20 protein-coding genes are annotated in these 21,249 nt (G+C 36.8%); 15 read left to right on the top strand and 5 right to left on the bottom strand.

Features of this window, described 5'->3' with window-relative positions:
• Positions 1 to 113 precede the first annotated feature (113 nt).
• Positions 114 to 1,151 (bottom strand): PTS sugar transporter subunit IIC, encoded by a 1,038-nt coding sequence (locus ACTYA4_RS08155; protein WP_443480818.1) that lies wholly within the window; start codon positions 1,149 to 1,151, stop codon positions 114 to 116.
• 284 nt (positions 1,152 to 1,435) lie between these two features.
• On the opposite strand from ACTYA4_RS08155, the gene ACTYA4_RS08150 reads away from it, so the two are divergent.
• Complete coding sequence (locus ACTYA4_RS08150; protein WP_443480819.1) at positions 1,436 to 1,840, top strand: VOC family protein; 405 nt, start codon at positions 1,436 to 1,438, stop codon at positions 1,838 to 1,840.
• 729 nt (positions 1,841 to 2,569) lie between these two features.
• Positions 2,570 to 3,778, top strand: a complete 1,209-nt coding sequence (locus ACTYA4_RS08145; protein ID WP_443480820.1) for an ATP-binding protein — start codon at positions 2,570 to 2,572, stop codon at positions 3,776 to 3,778.
• Between the two features lie 103 nt (positions 3,779 to 3,881).
• On the opposite strand, the gene ACTYA4_RS08140 is transcribed toward ACTYA4_RS08145, so the two are convergent.
• The 4 genes from ACTYA4_RS08140 to ACTYA4_RS08125 form a co-directional block, all read right to left on the bottom strand.
• Positions 3,882 to 4,889 carry a FecCD family ABC transporter permease gene (locus ACTYA4_RS08140; RefSeq protein WP_443480821.1) on the bottom strand — a complete coding sequence of 336 codons (1,008 nt, stop codon included), beginning with the start codon at positions 4,887 to 4,889 and terminating at the stop codon, positions 3,882 to 3,884.
• Complete coding sequence (locus ACTYA4_RS08135; RefSeq protein WP_443480822.1) at positions 4,889 to 5,896, bottom strand: FecCD family ABC transporter permease; 1,008 nt, start codon at positions 5,894 to 5,896, stop codon at positions 4,889 to 4,891. The genes ACTYA4_RS08140 and ACTYA4_RS08135 overlap by 1 nt, the downstream gene beginning before the upstream one ends.
• Before the next feature lie 92 nt (positions 5,897 to 5,988).
• Positions 5,989 to 6,909, bottom strand: a complete 921-nt coding sequence (locus ACTYA4_RS08130) for an iron-hydroxamate ABC transporter substrate-binding protein (RefSeq protein WP_443480823.1) — start codon at positions 6,907 to 6,909, stop codon at positions 5,989 to 5,991.
• The gene (locus tag ACTYA4_RS08125; protein WP_443480824.1) at positions 6,860 to 7,705 is read right to left on the bottom strand and encodes an ABC transporter ATP-binding protein; all 846 of its coding nucleotides are present in this window, start codon (positions 7,703 to 7,705) and stop codon (positions 6,860 to 6,862) included. The genes ACTYA4_RS08130 and ACTYA4_RS08125 overlap by 50 nt, the downstream gene beginning before the upstream one ends.
• Positions 7,706 to 8,089: 384 nt before the next feature.
• On the opposite strand from ACTYA4_RS08125, the gene ACTYA4_RS08120 reads away from it, so the two are divergent.
• The 13 genes from ACTYA4_RS08120 to ACTYA4_RS08060 all read left to right on the top strand — a co-directional run bounded on the left by ACTYA4_RS08120 (position 8,090) and on the right by ACTYA4_RS08060 (position 21,165).
• Positions 8,090 to 9,142, top strand: a complete 1,053-nt coding sequence (locus tag ACTYA4_RS08120) for an NAD(P)/FAD-dependent oxidoreductase (protein WP_443480994.1) — start codon at positions 8,090 to 8,092, stop codon at positions 9,140 to 9,142.
• A gap of 423 nt (positions 9,143 to 9,565) precedes the next feature.
• On the top strand, positions 9,566 to 10,516 hold the full coding sequence (locus tag ACTYA4_RS08115; RefSeq protein WP_443480825.1) for an ABC transporter substrate-binding protein: 951 nt from the start codon (positions 9,566 to 9,568) through the stop codon (positions 10,514 to 10,516).
• A 628-nt stretch (positions 10,517 to 11,144) separates the two neighbouring features.
• Positions 11,145 to 12,155, top strand: a complete 1,011-nt coding sequence (locus ACTYA4_RS08110) for a FecCD family ABC transporter permease (RefSeq protein ID WP_443480826.1) — start codon at positions 11,145 to 11,147, stop codon at positions 12,153 to 12,155.
• Between the two features lie 3 nt (positions 12,156 to 12,158).
• Positions 12,159 to 13,169 (top strand): FecCD family ABC transporter permease, encoded by a 1,011-nt coding sequence (locus tag ACTYA4_RS08105; RefSeq protein ID WP_443480827.1) that lies wholly within the window; start codon positions 12,159 to 12,161, stop codon positions 13,167 to 13,169.
• Positions 13,170 to 13,600: 431 nt separating this feature from the next.
• Positions 13,601 to 14,773, top strand: a complete 1,173-nt coding sequence (locus tag ACTYA4_RS08100) for an ABC transporter substrate-binding protein (protein ID WP_443480828.1) — start codon at positions 13,601 to 13,603, stop codon at positions 14,771 to 14,773.
• Between the two features lie 120 nt (positions 14,774 to 14,893).
• Positions 14,894 to 15,769 carry a branched-chain amino acid ABC transporter permease gene (locus ACTYA4_RS08095; RefSeq protein ID WP_443480829.1) on the top strand — a complete coding sequence of 292 codons (876 nt, stop codon included), beginning with the start codon at positions 14,894 to 14,896 and terminating at the stop codon, positions 15,767 to 15,769.
• Between the two features lie 11 nt (positions 15,770 to 15,780).
• Positions 15,781 to 16,722 (top strand): branched-chain amino acid ABC transporter permease, encoded by a 942-nt coding sequence (locus ACTYA4_RS08090; RefSeq protein WP_443480830.1) that lies wholly within the window; start codon positions 15,781 to 15,783, stop codon positions 16,720 to 16,722.
• Entirely contained in the window at positions 16,709 to 17,491 is a 783-nt protein-coding gene (locus ACTYA4_RS08085; RefSeq protein ID WP_443480831.1) for an ABC transporter ATP-binding protein, read from the top strand. The genes ACTYA4_RS08090 and ACTYA4_RS08085 overlap by 14 nt, the downstream gene beginning before the upstream one ends.
• Positions 17,492 to 18,199, top strand: coding sequence for an ABC transporter ATP-binding protein (locus tag ACTYA4_RS08080; protein WP_443480832.1), 708 nt, complete (start codon positions 17,492 to 17,494; stop codon positions 18,197 to 18,199). It abuts the gene before it with no gap.
• A 362-nt stretch (positions 18,200 to 18,561) separates the two neighbouring features.
• Complete coding sequence (locus tag ACTYA4_RS08075) at positions 18,562 to 18,780, top strand: hypothetical protein (protein ID WP_443480833.1); 219 nt, start codon at positions 18,562 to 18,564, stop codon at positions 18,778 to 18,780.
• Positions 18,781 to 18,795: 15 nt separating this feature from the next.
• Positions 18,796 to 19,107, top strand: coding sequence for a spore coat protein (locus tag ACTYA4_RS08070; RefSeq protein WP_443480834.1), 312 nt, complete (start codon positions 18,796 to 18,798; stop codon positions 19,105 to 19,107).
• A 399-nt stretch (positions 19,108 to 19,506) separates the two neighbouring features.
• Positions 19,507 to 19,854 (top strand): MGMT family protein, encoded by a 348-nt coding sequence (locus ACTYA4_RS08065; RefSeq protein ID WP_443480835.1) that lies wholly within the window; start codon positions 19,507 to 19,509, stop codon positions 19,852 to 19,854.
• 24 nt (positions 19,855 to 19,878) lie between these two features.
• On the top strand, positions 19,879 to 21,165 hold the full coding sequence (locus tag ACTYA4_RS08060; protein WP_443480995.1) for a Zn-dependent hydrolase: 1,287 nt from the start codon (positions 19,879 to 19,881) through the stop codon (positions 21,163 to 21,165).
• The last annotated feature ends 84 nt before the right edge of the window (positions 21,166 to 21,249 follow it).

Genomic DNA, 21,249 nt, shown 5'->3' with positions numbered 1-21,249 from the left:
ACGCTCGCCCACGGAAAGCGAAGTGTATTCAGGCTGCGATTTTAAAAGCAACAATCTATACGAAAACAGCCAAAGCTTAAAAAAGCTGACTTTCAAAGTCAGCTTTTTTAAAATCAATCAAAATGCAGTTTATAATCGTCTGCTTTAATCATCTTTAGTTTTTTCGAAAATACATAAATAAGTACAACGTTTAAGATAAAAGGAAGAATAAAGAAAGTGCTTATCATAATAAGGATATTTTCGGTTGTCCAGCCGCCTTCAGCTAGGTGCATATAGTTTAGCGGCCCGACTAAACCAGATAATCCAAAACCGGCGCTGTATGGTGTACCTTGAATATTTAATAAACCTGCTAATGCTCCCAAACATGCTGCTGTAATAACCATAGGGATAATAATTTTTGGCTTCATGAAGAAGTTGCGCATTTGGATTTTTGGAGAACCAAGTACATGTGCTAATGCTGTTCCAAGTGCGTTGGCTTTATAACTGGCTATAGCTAGCCCGATGCCTGCTGCCACAATTCCTAGATTGGCAGCGCCAGATCCGATGCCTGATAGTGAAATTACGGTAGCAACTCCAACAGTTGAAATTGGCGATAAAATAATGATGCAGAATACAACAGAAATAATCATACCCATCACAACAGGCTGCAACGATGTGATGTTTGCAATACCTACTCCAATTATACCAGTAGTAGATTTGATATAAGGTAAGATTACGTAGCCAATCATTCCAGGAACTAAGATACTTAAAGTCGGCAGCAAAAGAATAGAATACTCCTTAAATCGATTCCCGATAAATTGCACAAATAGTACAGCTAAAGCTGCTGTAATCCCAGTATTAATAACAATTCCAATGCCATTTAACGCAAATAAACCGTCGGCAGTTTTCTGAATAGCCCCACTTCCGACCATTGCAGCAATCCCTACACTTGCTGTTTGAATAGATGGCAGCTTAAAAGTAACACCGACCATTACCCCAATCATAACCGGCAATAAGCTCATCACAATGGTTGTAATATCTAAAACATGTTGTAGAACTGGAAAAGAAGGTATTAATAACTTTAATAATTCACCTAATAATGCATTTGGTATTAACGAAACGACAATCCCTATACTCATGCCTGTCAATAATTTATGAAAAAATTCTTTCATGGTAAAAGTCCCCAATCGCTTTGATATTGGAGTTAATTATAGAAAAGATTCCGATAAGCGTCAATGAATTTTTTTTAACACTTCAACGCGAAGACGCAAAAACGTGTTGAAGAAGAATAATAAATTTCGGGAAAAGTAATCAATTAATGATAGTATAAAAGTAATAAAGTAGTTTGCTTTTTGCTGAAAATGGGCAAGTTTAAGAGGGGAGCTGTACATCCCGATTATTCTGGTTATTTGGAGAATCCAAAAAAACAGATAGAAAGATGAATGGAGGGAACAGTATGGAAAAATCAAGACAGAGGATTACACCGTTTTTCACGTTTAGTGGAAATGCAGAAGAGGCGATGAATTATTATATTTCTATTTTTCCAGATTCTAAATTGGTTTCTCTAACTCGTATTTCAAAGGAAGATCGAGGAGAAGAAGGGAAGCTTCTTAATGGAACATTTGAACTAATGGGACAGCAGTTTATGGTGCTGGATATGGAAAAAGAATATTGTCCAGCATTTACTTGGGCAGTATCATCATTAATTGAATGTAAAGATCAAAAAGAATTTGATCATTTATTTACGAATCTATCGGAAGAGGGAGTCGTGATGATGGGACCCGAACCAATTCTTCATTTTCGTCAAGTAGCATGGGTGACGGATAAGTTTGGAGTCACTTGGCAATTAATTTGGGAATAAGAGTGATAGGTAGCAGCGGAATCATTCTGATTACTATTCATTAAGGTTGAGCCTGTCTTAGAGGGCTCATTTTTTGTTTTTATTAAAGGCTGTGTTGTTTAATATTGACACTCTGTTGATTGGAGTGGAAAGCGTGAGACTCTTGCTGGGAAAGCGAGGCAGAGGGAAACCCCACAGGCGCACAGCGAGGCCGCTGAAGAAGTATTTTAATTATAAAAATTATAGGTAAAACCCTTATATTTAGTAGGATAAAAATGGTATAGAGAGTTTGAAAACGACCATCATGTTGGTTAGGAGAGGCGTCCGTACGACTCCTGCGGGATTAGCGAGACAGGCGAGACCCCACAGGAGCAAAGCGACGAGGAGGCTCGGCGCTCGCCCCGCGGAAAGCGTGTGGTAAGCCTTGGAAAACCGAACGAAAACCTCTGAGTGCTTGGATTTTCACTATCTATATTTCATAGCATCCACTTTTTCAGTGACCTCCGCACAGTGCCGAGGAGGCTCCCAGACCTCCTGCGGAAAGCGAACACCTAAGGGCAAGTTTAACAGAGCATTATTAAATAAAGAGAAGGTTTAATGCAAGATAAGTTTGGAAATACAATAAGAGAATAATGGCATTAACAAGATGTAATTTGCAGTATTTGAAAAAAGATACTAATTGTTACCTTCTTTTGATAGAATTGTTAATAAATAAATAAATACATATTCAATTAAAAAGGTGTTTGCAAAATGAAGCAATTTAATGAAATGACTCAAAAATTATACTACTATATTATGGCGGTTATTATCTTTCTAATGATTGCTGGAATTTTTTCCACATGCTATGGTTTGGAAAAATTACGAATCGGAAACTATTTACATATTGTACTAGTATTTCTTTTTTCCATCCTGCTTTTAATTTATCCTAAATTTGAAACAACTCTTTTGAGAATAATCATTATGATAGTAGGTTCTACTTACTTTTATGCATTATTTTTTATATACCCGGAAGTATGGTCAGGTTTTATTTTCATCTGCTTTATTCCAGCTATTTCGATATTATTTTTTGATGCAAAGTTATTTTATTTTTCGTTAATTCTAAATGGTATTTTATATACAATGACGCATAGTTATATTTATTTAATGGAAGATGATCCGGTGTATAACTATATGGAAATAAATATTTTTGGTAATATTATTAATTTTATCGGAAGTCAGGCAATTTTATTTTTTATTTTTCAGTTTACTTTGGCGCGAATTAAAAAACAGCAATTATATTATGAGCAATTACAACAATCAGAGCGATTGCTTACAACGGGACAGCTTGCTGCAGCAGTCGCACATGAAATAAGAAATCCATTGACAGTAGTTAAAGGTTTTTTGCAGTTTTACAAAAAAGATACGTCACTTCATGCTGATACGAAAAGAAACTTTTCTTTAATGATTGATGAATTAAATACAGCTGAACAAGTAATATCTCAATTTCTAATGGTTGCGAAACCAGATAGAGATAAAAGAATGAGAAAAATAGATGTTGCTGCTGCGCTTAAAAGTGTAACAGATTTAGTGAAATCATATGGATTATTACGAGATAATCAGATTTATTTAAACATTCAAGCAGACTGCTTTATCATGATGAATTTAATAGAATTTAAACAGTTAATGATTAACTTAATAAAAAATGCAATAGAGGCATCCAACTATGGTCAATCAGTCGAAATACAGGCGGTAAAGCAAAAAAACAGTGTGGAAATTAGAGTAATTGATGAAGGGGAAGGGATGACAGAAGAAGAGGTTCAATCACTAGGTACCCCTTTTTATTCACTAAAAAGTAAAGGGACCGGATTAGGAATGATGATATGCTTTAATATAATAAAAAAATATTATGGGGAAATAAATATAATAAGCGCCAAAAGAGAAGGGACAACGGTTATCATTCGCTTTCCGCTTAAAGGATAATTGCCTTCATTAATAATATGAAGAAAAACTCCCAATCATATTGGGAGTTTATTCAGTTATAAAATTATTTTATCAATCTCTATTTTAGTAGTAATTGCTTAATTTATTTTTTTAATAACAAGAAAATAAAATATGGGCCCCCAATTAAAGCAACCATAATGCCTACAGGTATACCGTTCGGATCGATAATATTTCTGCCGATTGTATCTGCAAGTAAAAGCAGCATGCCGCCAATTAGCATAGCAACTGGAAGAAATACCTGATTTCTCGGACCTACTAATGCTTTAGCGATATGAGGAGCCATTAGTCCGATAAAAACAATGCTTCCGGCGGCTGAAACAGCTGCTGCAGCAAGTGCAATGGCAGCTATAAAGAGGATGCTTCTTTCTTTGCTAATTGATACACCAAGACCAACTGTGACAGGCTCACTGAGCCCGAGAAGATCTAGACGGTATGCTTTAAACATCGTAAAAGGGATAAGAATAATTAGCCATGGCAGTATGGCATATATAAATATCCAATCATCTCCCCAAATATTACCTGCTAACCAGGTCGCAATAAAATCAACTTTCGCACGGTCTGCAGAAGAAATAAGTACAATTATGAAGCCAGACAATGCCATGGAAAATCCTACGCCGACTAATACGAGCCTTGTTGGCTGGAACCCAAATGTCCGATCATAGGAAAAGAAATAGATAAAACCAAATGTTATGATAGCACCAATAAAAGCAAAAAACGGAATCAAATAGGTAAAGCTTCCAGCCTCTATTGGAAAGTATAAGAAGAAAACAGCAATAGCTACCCCTGCCCCTGAGTTAATGCCAATAATTCCAGGGTCAGCAAGATCATTTCGGGTTATCCCTTGTAAAATAGCACCTGATAAAGCGAGGGCTATACCAGATAAAAATGTAATAATAATTCTAGGCAGTCGAATGGAATATAATACAAACTCTTCTTTAAATGATCCGCTTCCCAAAAATGATGGCATTAATCGATTATAAGATAATGAAGAGGCTCCTAAGCCTAAACTAATAAAAATAGTAGCAACAATGGCTAGTATTAAAATCAATAATGTAATGCGCTGTTTCTTAAGTAAAGATGGATGAATCATCAGTATGCTTGCCCTCCTTTTTTTACTATAAATAAGAAGAAAGGCAATCCTAACATGGCAACAATTGCTACGACAGGTGTTTCATAAGGTGCGTGAATCGTTCTTCCTAACGTATCCGCAATTAACATAAATATTGCTCCACATATTGCGGACATCGGGATAACAAAACGGTAATCGGGTCCAATAATAGCTCGGACGATATGTGGAATCATTAACCCAATAAATGCCATGTTTCCAACCAGTGCAACAGCGGAACCGGCTAAAATGGTAATCACAATAAAAAGAATCGTTTTTATATACTTTGTTTTTTGTCCTAAACCGACAGCCACATCTTCGCTTAAGCTTAATATAGTAAGTTGTCTTGATAAAAAAATAGAAATAAATATTCCAATTAAAACAAATGGAATGACAAGCTTGAGCTGCCCCCAAGTTGTGCCAATTAGCCCACCAGCGGTCCACAAGGATACATTTTTTGATATTTTAAAATAAATGCTAATCCCTTCTGCAAGAGCAGTTAAAAATGCTGAAATTGCTGACCCAGCCAATATAAGCTTTACGGGAGTAAATCCAGTTCGTTTTATTAATCCGACCCCAAATACCAACAATGTTCCAATGGCAGATCCAATAAAACAAGCAATCATGATAGTGAAATAATTAGCGGATGGAATAAAGGCAAGAGTTAAAGCAAGGGCAAAATTTCCTCCTGCTGTTAATCCGAGCAAACCTGGATCAGCGAGTGGATTTTTTGTCATTCCTTGCATAATAGCACCAGAAACACCTAATGCGGCTCCGACGGTTATTCCTGCTACTTCCCTTGGTAAACGAATTTCACGAAGCAAGGTTATTTTATCGTTTTTTATATCAGAGGTAAGTGCTAGCCAAACATCTTTTACTGCTGTATCTGCGGCACCTAAAATCATCGCAATAAAAAAAACAGCCAAAAGTAAAATAGATCCTATCGTAAATTTCCAAGTAAGAGACTTATTAAGTTGAGTTTCTTTTGTCATCTATCATCTTTTCTTTCTATAATATAGTAGGTTTTTTCTAACTATGAAAAAAGCAGCATTACTATTAAAAAAATAATGCTGCCTACAAACAATTAGTTTTGCAGAAAATGCTGCTTGAAGAATTCTAGTTGATAATCTAGCGTTAATGGATCATTAAAGTAGAATTCATTTGCGTTTGCCTCATATACATGGTTATTTTTAACCGCTGGAATTTTTTTGTATGTGTCGGTTTTTTGGAATGAGTTATCTTGGTTATTGTATTTGCTCACGATAAGATAGTCGCCGGAAAACTCTGGAAGAACCTCTTGTGATAATGCATAATAACCATCTTTAAGCGCCATCTTTTTTACTTTTTCCGGCATGTTTAATTTCATTTCTTGATAAAGAATTTCTGTACCACGACCCCAGTTATTTCCAAAAACATAAAGTTGTTTGTCGTAGTTTTCAATAACAGAAACGGTAGCATCTTTGCCGATCTTTTCCTTGACTTCTTCTCCGGCACTTTGTGCACGTTTTTTAAAGTCATCTATCCAAGCCTGTGCTTCTTTTTCTTTATTTAATAGTTTACCTATTTCTAAATGCTGTGTTAAATAATCTACTTTTCCGTATGTAAAGATAACGGTTGGAGCAATTTCTTTTAACTTATCTACATTTTTAACATTGTCTAAACCGACAATTAAATCAGGGTTTAATTCAATAATTTTTTCTAGGTTTTCATCCGAAACTTCTTGAACATTTTTTAATTTCTCATCAAAACGCGGATTCATTTTCGTCCAGGAATCTACGCCAACAACGTTCACGCCTAAAGACATCACATTTCCTGCAAAGGATGATAATACGACCACTCTTTTTGGATCTGCCGGAACGTCAACAGGACCATTTTCTGATTGGTATGTAATGGTTTTAGACTCTTCCTTTTTTGAATCGCTGCTTGTTTTTTCTGATGTTTTGTTACCGCATGCGCTAATAACTAACGCTAAGATTAGAATAAATGGGACTAACAGTTTTTTCATAGTTGTTTTCTCCTTTAATTAGATGGTAGGTTAGACACATTGGTTTGTTTGTTCTTGGATCTCTGCCGATTTCAGCATCAATTTGAAATACTTCTTTGAGAACCTCATGGGTAATGACTTCTTCGCAACTGCCAGCTTTCACGACTTCCCCGTCTTTAAGCGCCACAATATAATCGGCAAATCGTGCTGCCTGATTAAGGTCGTGCAGCACCATCACAATCGTTCTTTCCTGTTCTATGTTCAGTTTTTGTAATAGTTCAAGCACTTCAAGCTGGTGAGCCATATCTAAATAGGTGGTAGGCTCATCTAGAAAAATAATATCTGTTTCTTGAGCAAGTGCCATTGCAATCCAAACACGTTGTCTTTGACCGCCAGACAAAGCGTCGACAGGGCGATGTTTAAATTCTTTTGTACCGGTGACTTCAAGCGCCCAGTCAATTGCTTCTATATCCTTTGTCGTTAATTTCCCAAACCCTTTTTGATGTGGGAATCTTCCATAGGAAACTAATTCTCCAACAGTCAACCCCATTACCGCTTCTGGAGTTTGAGGAAGAATAGCCATCTTTTTGGCCAAACTCTTCGTGTTTACTTTTGAAATATTTTCCCCGTCCAAAATAACGGATCCGGATTGATGGGAAATAATACGAGTAATCGCTTTTAATAAGGTTGATTTTCCACATCCGTTTGAACCAATAATTGTCGTGATTTTTTTATCCGGTATTTCTACACAAAGGTCTTTGACAATCAGTTTTTCCCCATAGCCAATGCTTATATCTTCGGTATATAGTCGAACCATTATATTCCTCCTCGTTTTTTATTATGGAAAAAGATGTTTTCTCAAAATTTGTTGTTTTTTACACAAAAAATTGGAGAAGAAGTACTTAGCAGACTGAATACACGTAGACTCCTGTGGGAATGCGAGAAAGACGAGAACCCGCAGGAGCGTATGCGACGAGGAGGCTCGACGCTCGCCCACGGAAAGCGAAGTGTATTCAGTCTGTGATTTTAAAAGCAACAATCTTTACGAAAGCAGTAATTGAGAATGATAATCATTAATGTCTAGTTAAATAGTAATATCCTTTGAATTATCTGTCAATACATGATTGTAAAAAATGATAAAAAGAGATACTATTTATTGAGAATGATAATCAATAACTTTATTATTGAGGAGTGAACGATGATGAAAAGTGCAGAATTATTCGATGTAACGATTATTGGTGGAGGACCTGCTGGGCTTTACTCTGCTTTTTATAGTGGACTTAGAGAAATGAGAACGAAGATCATTGAATATTTGCCACAATTAGGCGGCAAACTGCATTTATATCCAGAAAAAATGATTTGGGATGTAGGTGGCCATGCCCCGCTTCCAGGTGAGAAATTAAGGGAGCAGCTTGTAGAGCAAGGGCTTACTTTTCAACCTGAGGTAATATTAAATACAAAAATTAAGTCCATTTCAAAAAATGAAGAGGGAATTTTTATGCTTGAAACAGAAGCCGGTGAATACCACTACTCCAAAACGGTTATTGTTGCTGTTGGAAGTGGCATCATAACACCACAGAAATTAACGATTGAAGGAGCAGAAAGATTTGAGGTATCAAACTTACATTATACAGTAAAATCGTATCGGCACTTTAAAGATAAAGTAGTTTTAATTTCCGGAGGCGGGAACTCAAGCTTAGATTGGGCGCTAGAATTAGAACCTATTGCGAAAAAAGTATATTTAACTTGTCGGAAAGATGCGATGAAAGGTCATGAAGCAAACGCAACGGAACTATTAAAAAGCTCAGTTGAATGTTTATTTCATACATCTATTACAAAATTAATCGCAATGGATAATGGAAAAGAAATTGCATCAGTTGAGCTGACAAATCATCAAACAAATGAAAGAAGTACTTTAACAGTTGATGAAGTTGTCATCAATCACGGTTACGAAATGGATTCATCATTATTGAAAAATAGTAAATTAGACATTCAAATGCTGGAAGATTTTTATATTGCAGGGAATGCAATGAGCGAAACGTCGATACCTGGAATATATGCAGCTGGTGATATTTTAAAACATGAAGGAAAAGTTCAGTTAATTGCTGGGGCCTTTCAAGATGCTGCAAATGCAGTAAATAAAGCAAAACGGTTTATTGAGCCAGAAGCAGATAAAAGTGCTATGGTTTCTAGTCATAATGATGTTTTTCATGAACGGAATCGGAAAATAATTAGAAAAATGGTCCATAAATAATAGTTTACTTTTTTTAAATAAAGGCTGTGTTAAAGCTAATTGTTGATTTTTATACTTTGTTAATTAGAGCGGAAATCAACAGGCAAGTTAACAGAGACCCCACGCTAATAAAAATTCGCACCATGGCACATGGAAAGAAGCAGTCTCCACATTTATAGCACAGAGCAGCGTGAATACACGAAGACTCCTGCGGGAAAGCGAGACAGACGAGACCCTGCAGGAGCGTAGCGACGAAGCGGCTCGGCGCTCGCCCGCGGAAAGCGTAAGTGTATGCGCGCTGCGGAACTTCTTTTCAGAGTGGCTTAATTAAAAAAGTTTTTTTTATTACTATACTTGTTGTTTTACTTTTACATTGTTAGAATATGTTTATATTTAATGAAAATGATATTCGTTATTAATTACTTTACATAAAGGGGAAAGAAAATGAAAAATAGAAATAAAATAACGGCATTTAGCATCATGTTAGTTATTATCATCTCTTCTTTTTTGGCAGCGTGTGGAAAAACAGAATCATCCAACTCTGATAATAAAGAGAAAAGCAGCGAGGAAACTAGAGTAATCAAACATGAATTAGGAGAAACACCAATTGTCGGCGAGCCGAAAAAAATTGTGGCTCTTGAATTTTCATTTGTAGACGGATTATGGGAGCTTGGTGTAGCGCCTGTAGGAATCGCACATGAAAACGATGATGATGTAGAAGGTTTATTAGGACAAAAAATTAAGTATACTTCTGTTGGAACAAGACAACAGCCAAATCTAGAAGCAATAAGTGCGTTACAGCCTGATTTGATTATTGGAGACTTAAACCGTCATAAAGATATTTATGATGAACTATCAAAAATTGCACCAACTATTATCCTAAAAAGCAGAAATACTTCTTATGAAGAAAACTTAGATTCTTTTAAAACGATTGCAAAAACATTAAATAAAGAAGCAGAAGGCGAAAAGCGTCTTGCAAAACATGCAGAAATCATTGATCAAGTGAAAAAGGAAGTTCCTTCCGATGAAAATAGAAAGATATTGATCGGAGTGTTTAGAGCAGATTCACTAAGTGCCCATGGATCAACATCATTTGGTGGAGAATTATTAGAAAAAATCGGCGTGAAAAATGCTATTCAAGATGCAAAGGAGCCTACATTCAATATTAATTTAGAGCAAATGGTTGAATGGAATCCGGATGTTATCTTTATGGCAGAAGCAGATAAAGCATTGTTGGAAGAGTGGAAAAAGAATCCGCTTTGGAATGAAATTGCTGCGGTAAAAAATAATCAAGTTTATGAAGTAGACAGAGCACTCTGGACTCGATATCGCGGCTTAAAGTCAGCAGAAAAAATTGTCGAGGAGGCAACAGATATATTGTATAATAGCAATTGATGGTCATATTAACCATTTTTAAGAGGCCTATACAATATATTTTACATTTAATTTTGAACTATACAGAGAATGAAAAGTTCAAATAAATCTGTCTCGCTGCATGTAAATGAGCGCCATTTCAAAGCCCTTCATTCAGATCAAAATATGTTGGATTTTTAAGCACATTTAGGTCATGGTAGCATCCGAGGAAGCTGAGGACCGAAGAAAAATTTGCGTTTATAAATACCTTGAGAGTCAGACTAAAATCTGGCTCTCTTATTTATTATTGGCTCTGTTAAACGATAGTGTTAATTATAAGAAGGGAATCTGTGAGACTCCTGCGGAAAGGGAGTGGATTCCCTGACCTTTTGGAAATCAACAATGGAATTTAACAGAGTCTTATTATTAAAGCTATTTTCTAAAAGTTTGTTGTTTTTGAATAAAATAATAAACATGGCTGAAGCACGGAGCAGCCTGAATTCACGTAGACTCCTGCGGGAAAAGCGAGAAAGACGAGACCCCACAGGAGCATAGCGACGAGGAGGCTCGGCACTCGTCCGCGGAAAGCGAAGTGTATTCAGGCTGCGGGTTAAATTTCAACAATCTATACGAAAAGAGTTATTAAATGATAGCCAAGGGAGGTTAATTTTTGAATCAGACTATTCTTAATAAGACGAAATGGAACCTTTTTAGCCTCTATTTATTATTGTTTGTACTTTTGTTTATTGGAATATGTATCAGCGTTTTTATCGGTACGACTTCCATTTCCATATCTACGCTGTTGCAGCAATGGTTGGATCAGGAAAAATCAAAAGAATTGCTCGTTTTTGAAACAATCCGCTTACCAAGGGCGATGCTTGGTGTTATTATTGGGACGAATTTAGCGATTGCAGGTGCTTTAATGCAGGCGTTGACAAGAAATCCTCTTGCGTCTCCTCAAGTTTTTGGAATAAATGCAGGTGCTTCTTTTGTTGTGGTGTTTTCTATTATTTTTCTTCCGAAAATTAATGCTGCAAATCTCGTTTATTTTGCCTTTTTAGGATCCGTTGTAGGCGGTTTTATCGTTTATTCTTTTGCTGCCTCAAAAGAAATGTCCAATATGAAGATTGCCTTAGTAGGAATGGCAGTGCATTTGTTATTATCGTCTTTTACACAAGGAATGCTTATCTTTAATGAGCAAATCTCTAATGTCCTTTTTTGGTTATCAGGAGCGATAAGCGGTGCTACATGGAGTGATGTCAAAATCATATTGCCATGGTCTATTTTCGGCATTGTTTCCTCTATGCTACTAGCAAAATCATTAACGATTTTCCGTTTAGGTGAGGAAACTGCTATTGGGTTAGGGTTGAAAATTCAGGTAATCAAACTAATCACCGCCATCATGGTTGTTATTTTGGCAGGTTCATCCGTTGCGGTGGCTGGATCAGTAGGCTTTATCGGATTGATGATTCCCCATATTGCCAGAAAGATGGTTGGTGGAGATTATCGAAGGGTGATTCCTATTTCCGCATTATGTGGAGCGATTTTATTAACATATGCTGACGTATTGTCACGCTTTATTGCGTATCCTTATGAATCTCCAGTCGGCATTATTACTGCTATTATAGGTGCTCCGTTTTTTCTTTATCTTGCAAGAAATAAGACGAAAAAAGGAGTGTGAACTATGTATAATCAGATGACTAAACGTAAAGTTGCCATTCCTTATATGGTACGTATTGGCATATTGCTATTGCTGCTTATTTCTGCCGCCTATTTGATGATAGGAGTCGGCAGTATTTACATTAATCCTGTAGATACCGCTCTTTATTTTGCAGGAGAAAATCAAGGTGCAGCATTTATTGTAGAAAATTATCGTTTGCCTAGAATAATAATTGCGATGTTAGCTGGCAGCGGTTTTGCTGTTTCTGGTGTTATTTTGCAAAGCGTGATCAGAAATCCTCTCGCTTCACCGGATATCGTCGGAATTACAAAAGGCGCTGGTTTATTTGCTGTCATTATCATTATTTTTATTCCGAGTGTAACTACTTCTATTCTTCCTGTCTTTTCTTTTATTGGGGCTGCCTTTATATGCATCCTTTTGCTAATTATATCGAATAAAATTGGGGCAGAATCCAGTACTATTGCATTAGTAGGGATTGCACTAGGCGCTATATGCCAGGCTATTACAGAATATTTTCTTGTGAAATACCCGTTGCAGGCAAACGACTCACTCGTTTGGTTGGCAGGCAGCATTTGGGGGAAAAGCTGGGAAGAAGTTTACGGACTATTTCCATGGATTATTGTTCTTCTTCCCGTCTCCTTTTTATTATATAAGCAGTTAGACATCTTAAGTTTTGACGAAACAGTTTCAACTGGGCTGGGATTAAAAGTGAAACAGACTAGGTATCATCTGTTAATAATATCGGTAGCATTGGCAGGAGCTTGTGTGGCCGCAATCGGCTCCATTGGATTTATCGGGCTCATTGCTCCACATATAGCCAAGCGGATATTTGGATCAAGCCACCTTTATCTTATACCTGGATCTGCAATAATAGGTGCCCTGCTTTTAGTAGTTGCAGATGGGATAGGAAGAGGGTTGAATCCGCCAGTAGAAATCCCGGCAGGCATCATAACAGCGATTATAGGGGTACCTTACTTTTTATTTCTTATTCGCCACGGTAAAAAGAGAAGTTAATCGTAAAACCAAGTTCACAATTAGAACTTGGTTTTTGTAATGTTGGATATAACAAGAAACGTTAGAAGTCCTTACATTTCGTGAAGTGTAAATGACGGAAAACTATTATATTCACATAAAATTCACAATTACAAAAATTAAAAAGGTTTTAGTATTTTAAAATAATGTTTATTGTTTGATAGCCGCTGAAAACAAGCTGTTTTTCTGGATTGAATAAGAATGTATAGCGGAAAATTGGTTGGTTTTTAACATTTATTTGTTTTATTATAATAATTTTCAGACTTGTTTAATTTGTGAAAAATTGGACTAGACAAATACGAAAGTTTTGTTTTAAAATAGCAAATGTACTTTTAGAAAGGACTATAGTTTGTTCTGAATTGGTGTTATTTTCAGAATACTTAAAAAGATAAATAGAAGAAGGGGAACTGAAAATGAAGAAACAACTAAAAGTTTTATTAACGTCTTCTGTACTTGCGGCAGGTATTTTATCTGGTTGTAGTGCGGGAGGAGCAAACAAGTCATCTGAAGATGAAATTAAGTTAGGAGTAAACTTAGAATTATCTGGAGCGGTTGCTTCTTATGGACAATCACTTGAAGATGGAATTGATCTTGCGATTGACGAAATCAATGAAGCTGGCGGTATTGACGGTAAACAAATCAAACCTGTAAAAGTCGATAATAAATCCGATCTTACGGAAGCTACAAATGGAGCGCTTAAATTAATTACACAAGATAAAGTATCAGCAATTATTGGCGCGGCAACAAGTGGTGATACAGTGGCACAAGTGCAAATTGCAAATGAAAATAAAACAGTTATCTTATCTCCGTCCGCAACTGCACCTAATGTTACGGTAAACAAGGACGGTTCTGTAAATGAGTATGCATTCCGTACTTCATTCATTGATCCTTTCCAAGGAACGATTGCAGCAAACTTTGCATCGAAAGAATTAAAAATTAAAAATGCAGCGATTTTTGCTGATAGTGCAAGTGATTATGCAAAAGGATTGGCAGCTTCTTTTAAAGAAACGTTTAAAGCAAATGGCGGGAATATTGTTTCTGAAGAAGCTTATGTAGCAAAAGATACAGATTTCAGCTCTACTTTAACTCGAATTAAAGCGAAGAAACCAGATTTTATTTTTATCCCTGGTTATTATGAAGAAGTGGGCTTAATCATTAAACAAGCTCGTGAATTAGGCATTACTGTACCGTTTATGGGTGCAGATGGTTGGGATTCACCGAAATTAGTTGATCTTGCTGGGAAAGACGCATTAAATAATACGTATATTACAAACCACTATTCTTCTGAAGATCCAGATGAAAAAATTCAAAAGTTTGTAAGTACGTTTAAAGAAAAGAATAAAGATAAAAATCCTGATGCATTTAATGCACTAGGCTACGATTCTGTTTATTTATTAAAAGATGCAATTGAAAGAGCTGGAAGCACTGATTCGGAAAAAGTAAAAAATGCTTTAGCAGAAACAAAAGATCTTCCTTTAATTACTGGTGTTGTTTCAATTGATAAAAACCATAATCCAATCAAATCAGCAACTATCTTAGAATACAAAGACGGAAAACAGGTGTTTAAATCAAAAATTAATCCGTAAAGTAATTTTAAATCAGAACGTAATGGGGGGAGAATATCCTCCCTATTTTCCATTTTATCCGCAATAAAAGGAATTTTTTTCTGATGGGAATGTTCGTTTAAAAAAGGAGTGAGAAACAAAATGGAATGGCTACAGCAGCTTGTAAACGGTATATCTTTAGGAAGCATCTATGCCTTAATAGCACTAGGATATACAATGGTTTACGGAATTATAAAATTAATTAACTTTGCTCATGGCGATGTGTTTATGGTTGGTGCATTTATCGGATTTTATGCTATTACAGGATGGGGGCTAGGATTTTTCCCTGCTTTAATTTTAGCAATGGTGGCATCTGCATTGTTTGGAATGCTGATTGAACGAATTGCATATAAGAGACTTCGCAACGCAACAAGAATTGCAGCACTTATTACGGCGATTGGAGTTTCTCTGCTTATTGAATATGGAGTGATTTATGTTCGCGGAGCACAGTTAGAAACATATCCAAGCGTTTTGCCAACTAAAACATTTGATGTTTTTGGAGCGCAGATTAGCAGCAAATCATTATTGATTTTAGGCGTATCTGTATTGTTAATGATCATCCTGCAATTTATTGTCCATAAAACAAAAACAGGGAAAGCGATGAGAGCGGTATCTCAAGATATGGATGCAGCTAGATTAATGGGGATCAATGTAGACCGTACTATTTCAGCAACTTTTGCGATTGGTTCTGCATTAGCAGGTGCTGCAGGAGTTATATTTGGCGCTTATTATACAAAAATTGAACCATTGATGGGTGTTATTCCAGGGTTAAAAGCATTTGTTGCCGCAGTATTAGGCGGTATTGGCATTATTCCTGGCGCGATGGTAGGCGGCTTATTATTAGGTGTAGTTGAAACAATTGTCAGTGCATTAGGCTACTCTTTATGGAGAGATGCTGCCGCATTTATTATTCTCATCTTAATTCTTATTTTTAAACCAGCTGGTATATTCGGCAAGAATACAAAAGAGAAAGTGTAGGTGAAGAGAAAATGAAAAAGTCAAAAAGTTTTTGGGTGTTTTTATTCCTCTCTGCGCTTCTTTACGGTGTTATCCAATTTTTTATGAATTCAGGAATAATAGATCCACTATACGGTAATATGATTATTTTAATGGCTATTAATATTATGCTGGCTGTGAGTCTTCACTTAGTAATCGGAATAACTGGCCAATTTTCGATTGGACATGCTGGATTTTTGGCAGTTGGTGCATATGTATCAGCAATCGCGACGATGAAGCTTTCGCTGCCGTTTCCAGTCGCAATTATTGCAGGGGGAATTGTAGCAGCATTGGCAGGACTGTTAGTAGGGATTCCAACACTGCGTTTACGAGGAGACTATTTAGCGATTGCTACGTTAGGTTTTGCAGAAATTATTCGGATTTTCTTTTTAAATATCGATTATGTCGGCGGAGCTGCTGGTATGCAGGTATCACGCCTGGCAACATGGACTTCTACATTTATCTGTTTATTTATTACGATCTTAGTGATCGTGAACTTTACGAATTCCCGTCATGGTCGTGCCGCCATTTCTGTAAGAGAAAATGAGATAGCTGCTGATGCGATGGGCATCAATACTACCTATTATAAAGTAGTTGCATTTGCGCTGGGCTCATTTTTTGCCGGAATAGCAGGAGCGCTGCAAGCACATAATTTTTATATTATTCAACCGACCAATTTTGGCTTCTTAAAATCGTTTGACATTCTTATTTATGTCGTTTTAGGTGGATTGGGAAGCATTTCGGGCTCTATTATCGCGGCTGTATTTTTAACGATTATTTCTACTTTCCTTCAAGAATACCCAGAAACAAGAATGATTATTTATAGCTTAGTTTTAGTAATTGTCATGTTATACCGTCCTAAAGGGTTGATGGGAACAATAGAAATTACCGATTTCTTTAAACGAAAAGGAGGTAGTTCTAATGGCAAAAAATAATCCATTGCTTCATGTTAAAGGAGCAGGTATTCAATTCGGCGGATTAAAAGCAGTTTCCGAAATAAATATGGAGCTTCATGAAGGCGAGTTAATCGGATTAATCGGTCCAAATGGTGCTGGAAAAACAACTACCTTCAATCTGCTTACAGGTGTATATACGCCAACTGAGGGAGATATTTTTTTCAAAGGAAAGCGTCTAAATGGATTAAAGCCATACCAGGTTACACGAAGAGGAATAAGCAGAACGTTCCAAAACATTCGTTTATTTAATGAATTATCAGTATTAGATAATGTAAAAGTTGCGTATCATTCTTTGGCAAAACATTCGATATTAAGCAGCATCCTTCGTCTTCCATCCCATTTTGCCGGGGAAAAAGAGATGGAAGAAAAGTCGCTTGAGTTTTTAAAGATTTTTCAACTAGATAAATATAAAGATGAAAAAGCAAAAAACTTGCCGTATGGACAGCAGCGCCGCTTAGAAATTGCCAGAGCGTTGGCGGCAGGACCGAAGCTGCTTTTGTTGGATGAGCCTGCAGCAGGAATGAATCCGCAAGAAACGCATGAATTAATGGAGTTAATTGCTTTTATTCGCAAACAGTTTAATTTAACGATTCTTTTAATAGAACATGATATGCTACTTGTGATGGGAATATGCGAACGAATTTATGTATTAGATCATGGACAATTAATAGCAGAAGGAACTCCTGAAGTGATCCGTAATCATCCAAAGGTTATTGAAGCTTATTTAGGAGAGGAGGTTGCGGAGTAAATGTTAAAAGTAGAGGATATTAATGTATACTATGGCAATATCCAGGCATTAAAAGGAGTAACGATGGAAGTGAAAGAAGGCGAGATTGTTACCCTTATCGGTGCAAATGGTGCCGGAAAAAGCACGCTATTAAAAACATTATCTGGTTTATTAAAGCCAAAGTCAGGTACGATTCATTATTTAGGAAAATCCATTGCTGGGAAGGCTGCCCAATCGATTGTGAAAGCAGGAATTTCCCATGTGCCTGAAGGCCGCAGAGTTTTTGCTAATATGACGGTGGAAGAAAACTTAGAATTAGGGGCATATTTAAGGAAAGACGCTGCGGAAATTCGCAAAGATTTAAATCGTGTATATGAAATATTTCCTAGGCTGTTAGAGCGTAAAAAACAAGCTTCTGGAACTCTTTCTGGAGGGGAGCAGCAAATGCTTGCAATGGGCCGGGCAATCATGGCACGACCAAAGCTGTTGTTATTGGATGAGCCTTCAATGGGACTAGCTCCATTGTTTGTTAAAACGATTTTTAAAGTTATTGAAGAAATCAATAAAAATGGCACAACGGTTTTATTAGTAGAACAAAATGCCAATATGGCCTTATCCATTGCCGATAGAGCATATGTAATCGAAACAGGACGTGTTGTATTATCTGGAACAGCGGAAGAATTACAAGCAAGTGAAGAGTTAAAGCTTGCATACTTGGGCGGACATTAATAGAGAGGGGTTGTCACATTTAGGTGGCAGCCTTTTTTGTTTATAGAAGGCTGTTTTCGTATAGATTGTTGCTTTTAAACTCGCAGACTGAATACACTTCGCTTTCCGTGGGCGAGCGTCGAGCCTCCTCGTCGCATACGCTCCTGTGGGGTCTCGTCTTTCTCGCATACCCACAGGAGTCTACGTGTATTCAGTCTGCTGAGTACTTCTTCTCCCATTTTTTACGTAAAAAACAACAAACTTTGAGAAAACAGCCGTATAGTAAGAAGCGTTTTCTTATAACACTCCAAATTATTACCAATTATGATGCTGGATGGATGATTCGTTTTTGGAACAAACTAAACGGAAAAGGAGGGAGCAAAATGGTTCAACCGTTGACAGCGAAAGAGCTTGAATATTTGGCAGATTGTATGTCAAATGAAGATTTATTAATTAAACAGGCAATAGTTGCTCTTACACATGTACAAAATCCGGCAGTTCAGCAATTATTTACACAAGCAACGAAGCAGCATCAACAGCATTATCAGCAGCTTTTAACAACGATGCAGCAGCATGTCTCTATCGCCCCAAAAATGCAATAAGGAGAGAAAAACGATATGAATAAACAAACACCAACTATTGGAGATCAAGATATTGTGTACTCTTTTTTATCTGATTTAAAACGTTCTGCCAGAGAATATACAACCGCTACAACTGAATCCAATTGCCCAGAAGTACGTCAAGTATTTGAGCGGCTTCTTCAAGATACTTTAAAGATTCAAGATCGAACATATCAACTGATGTCACAGCAAGGCTGGTATAATACATCATCCCCTGTATTAAGTGCAGAAATTAATAAACAAATTAATACGTATACACAAACGCAGATGCAAACGAATCAAATGCTTCAGCAAAATGTAGGCATGTAAATAGTAGGAAAGATAAAACAGCAAATAATCTTCTGTTATTATGTTGAAATAATAAAACAGGGGAGAGTTGCTGTTTTTTATACATCAAGGCTTTTTTCATATAGATTGTTGTTATGTAACCCGCAGCCTGATTACACTTCACTTTCCGCGGACGAGTGCCGAGCCTCCTCGTCGCTATGCTCCTGTGGGGTCTCGTCTTTCTCGCTTTTTCCGCAGGAGTCTACGTGTATTCAGGCTGCTCAGTGCTTCAATCATGTTTGTTATTTTATTCTAAAACAACAAACTTTGAGAAAACAGCCTACATCAAAAATGAAACCAATCTTTGCTGAAAATTTTGACAACCCTCTGAAATGAAGTTATTTTAAAGAAAAGAAAATTTAAACAGTCAGGAAAGAGATAATGAAATCATTTACTTCTAATGTAATAAGAGTTATTCAATCTATTCCAGCGGGGAAGGTAATGACATACGGACAAATTGCTAAAATAGCTGGAAGCAGCCGTGGTGCAAGACAGGTTGTCCGGATTTTGCATGCGATGAGCAGTAAATATGAGCTTCCTTGGCATAGAGTGATTAATGCAAGTGGAAAAATCTCCATTCAAAATGAAGAAGCAAAAATGTTGCAAAAGCAATTGTTAGAAGAAGAAGGAATTGTTTTTGAAAAAAACGAACAGATTTCTTTGCAAACATACATATATGATCCAGTAGAACTTATGGAAGAATCGCAACTACATAACGATCCTAATTAAATGGAGGGGAAAAATTTGCAAAATGTGTTTTCGAAAGAAAGATTATTAAAAGATATCGGCAAGTGCCAACCATTTTCAGGAATAGATCCAGAGGAACTGGCAGAAAAGTTAGCAGCATTAGTGGAAATTGGTAAAACAGATAAAGGCGGAGTCACACGTTTCCCGTATACAGATGAAGAGAAAAAGGCAAAACATCTTTTTAAAAATTGGATGGAAGAAATAGGACTTCAAGTAAGGGAAGATGCAGTTGGCAATATATTTGGACGGTTGGAAGGAGAGGAGCCTGATTTGCCAGTCGTCTTAACAGGCTCTCATTTAGACAGTGTACCGAATGGAGGGGCATTTGATGGTCCTCTTGGGTGTTTAAGTAGTTTATTCGCAATAAAGTCTATTATCGACAACGGTCAAAGCATAAAAAGATCAATCGAACTTGTTGTATTTGTAGATGAAGAAGGCTCTCGATTTAAAAACGGCATCTTTGGCAGCCGTGTCATGATGGGAGAAGTTGAGGTTAGTGAACTTACAGACTTTCAAGATGAGAACGGTGAAGTTTTGTATAACACCATGAAAAATAGTGGGTACGATCCGGATAAATTAGATAGCGCTCATCGCCCAAGCAACGACATTTATGCATTTTTAGAGGTGCATATTGAACAAGGAAAAAAATTAGAGACAGAACAGAAAAATATAGGAGTAGTAAGCGGGATTGCAGGGCCAGCGATTATTTTATTTACTTTCATTGGACAAACAGATCATGCAGGAAATACACCGATGGAATCTCGAAAAGATACGGTAGCAGCCGCTGCTGAATTTATTTTAGAGGTGGAAAAGGCGCCAAGAAAATTCAGTAAAACCGCCGTTGCAACAGTTGGCAAAATGCATGTTTATCCAAATGGCACAAATGTCATAGCAGGAAAAACAGAAATTGTTTTGGATGCAAGAGATGTGGACGAACAAGCAAGAGAAGAAATGCTTGTTTATTTAAAGGAGACAGCAGAGAAAATAGCTAAAAGCAGACAGCTTACCGTTGAAATTCAGGACGGGCTTAAAATCTCTCCAGTTATCATCCCAGATAAAATAAAAACAATCATTAGCAATGCAGCAGAAGTAAGTAGATTAACAACCATGTCTCTTCCGAGTGGAGCTGCCCATGACGCAATGACCCTTGGGAAATACGTACCATCCGGGATGATTTTTGTACCTAGTTTAAACGGGAAAAGCCACTCACCGGAAGAATGGACATCTTTGCCTGATTGCGTAAATGGAGTACAAGTATTAAAAGAATCACTAACAGTACTAGCAAATGAATAAATAGAGCCTAAAACGAAAAAGACTGTAGGCAAACTCCCCTAAATGGGGGGTGCTACAGTCTGAAATGAATCTAAATAAATGTTC

This window comes from Niallia yueguangensis, from assembly GCF_052663115.1.
Note: the sequence above shows the minus strand (reverse complement) of the source record. Positions and strands in the feature narration are given on the sequence as shown.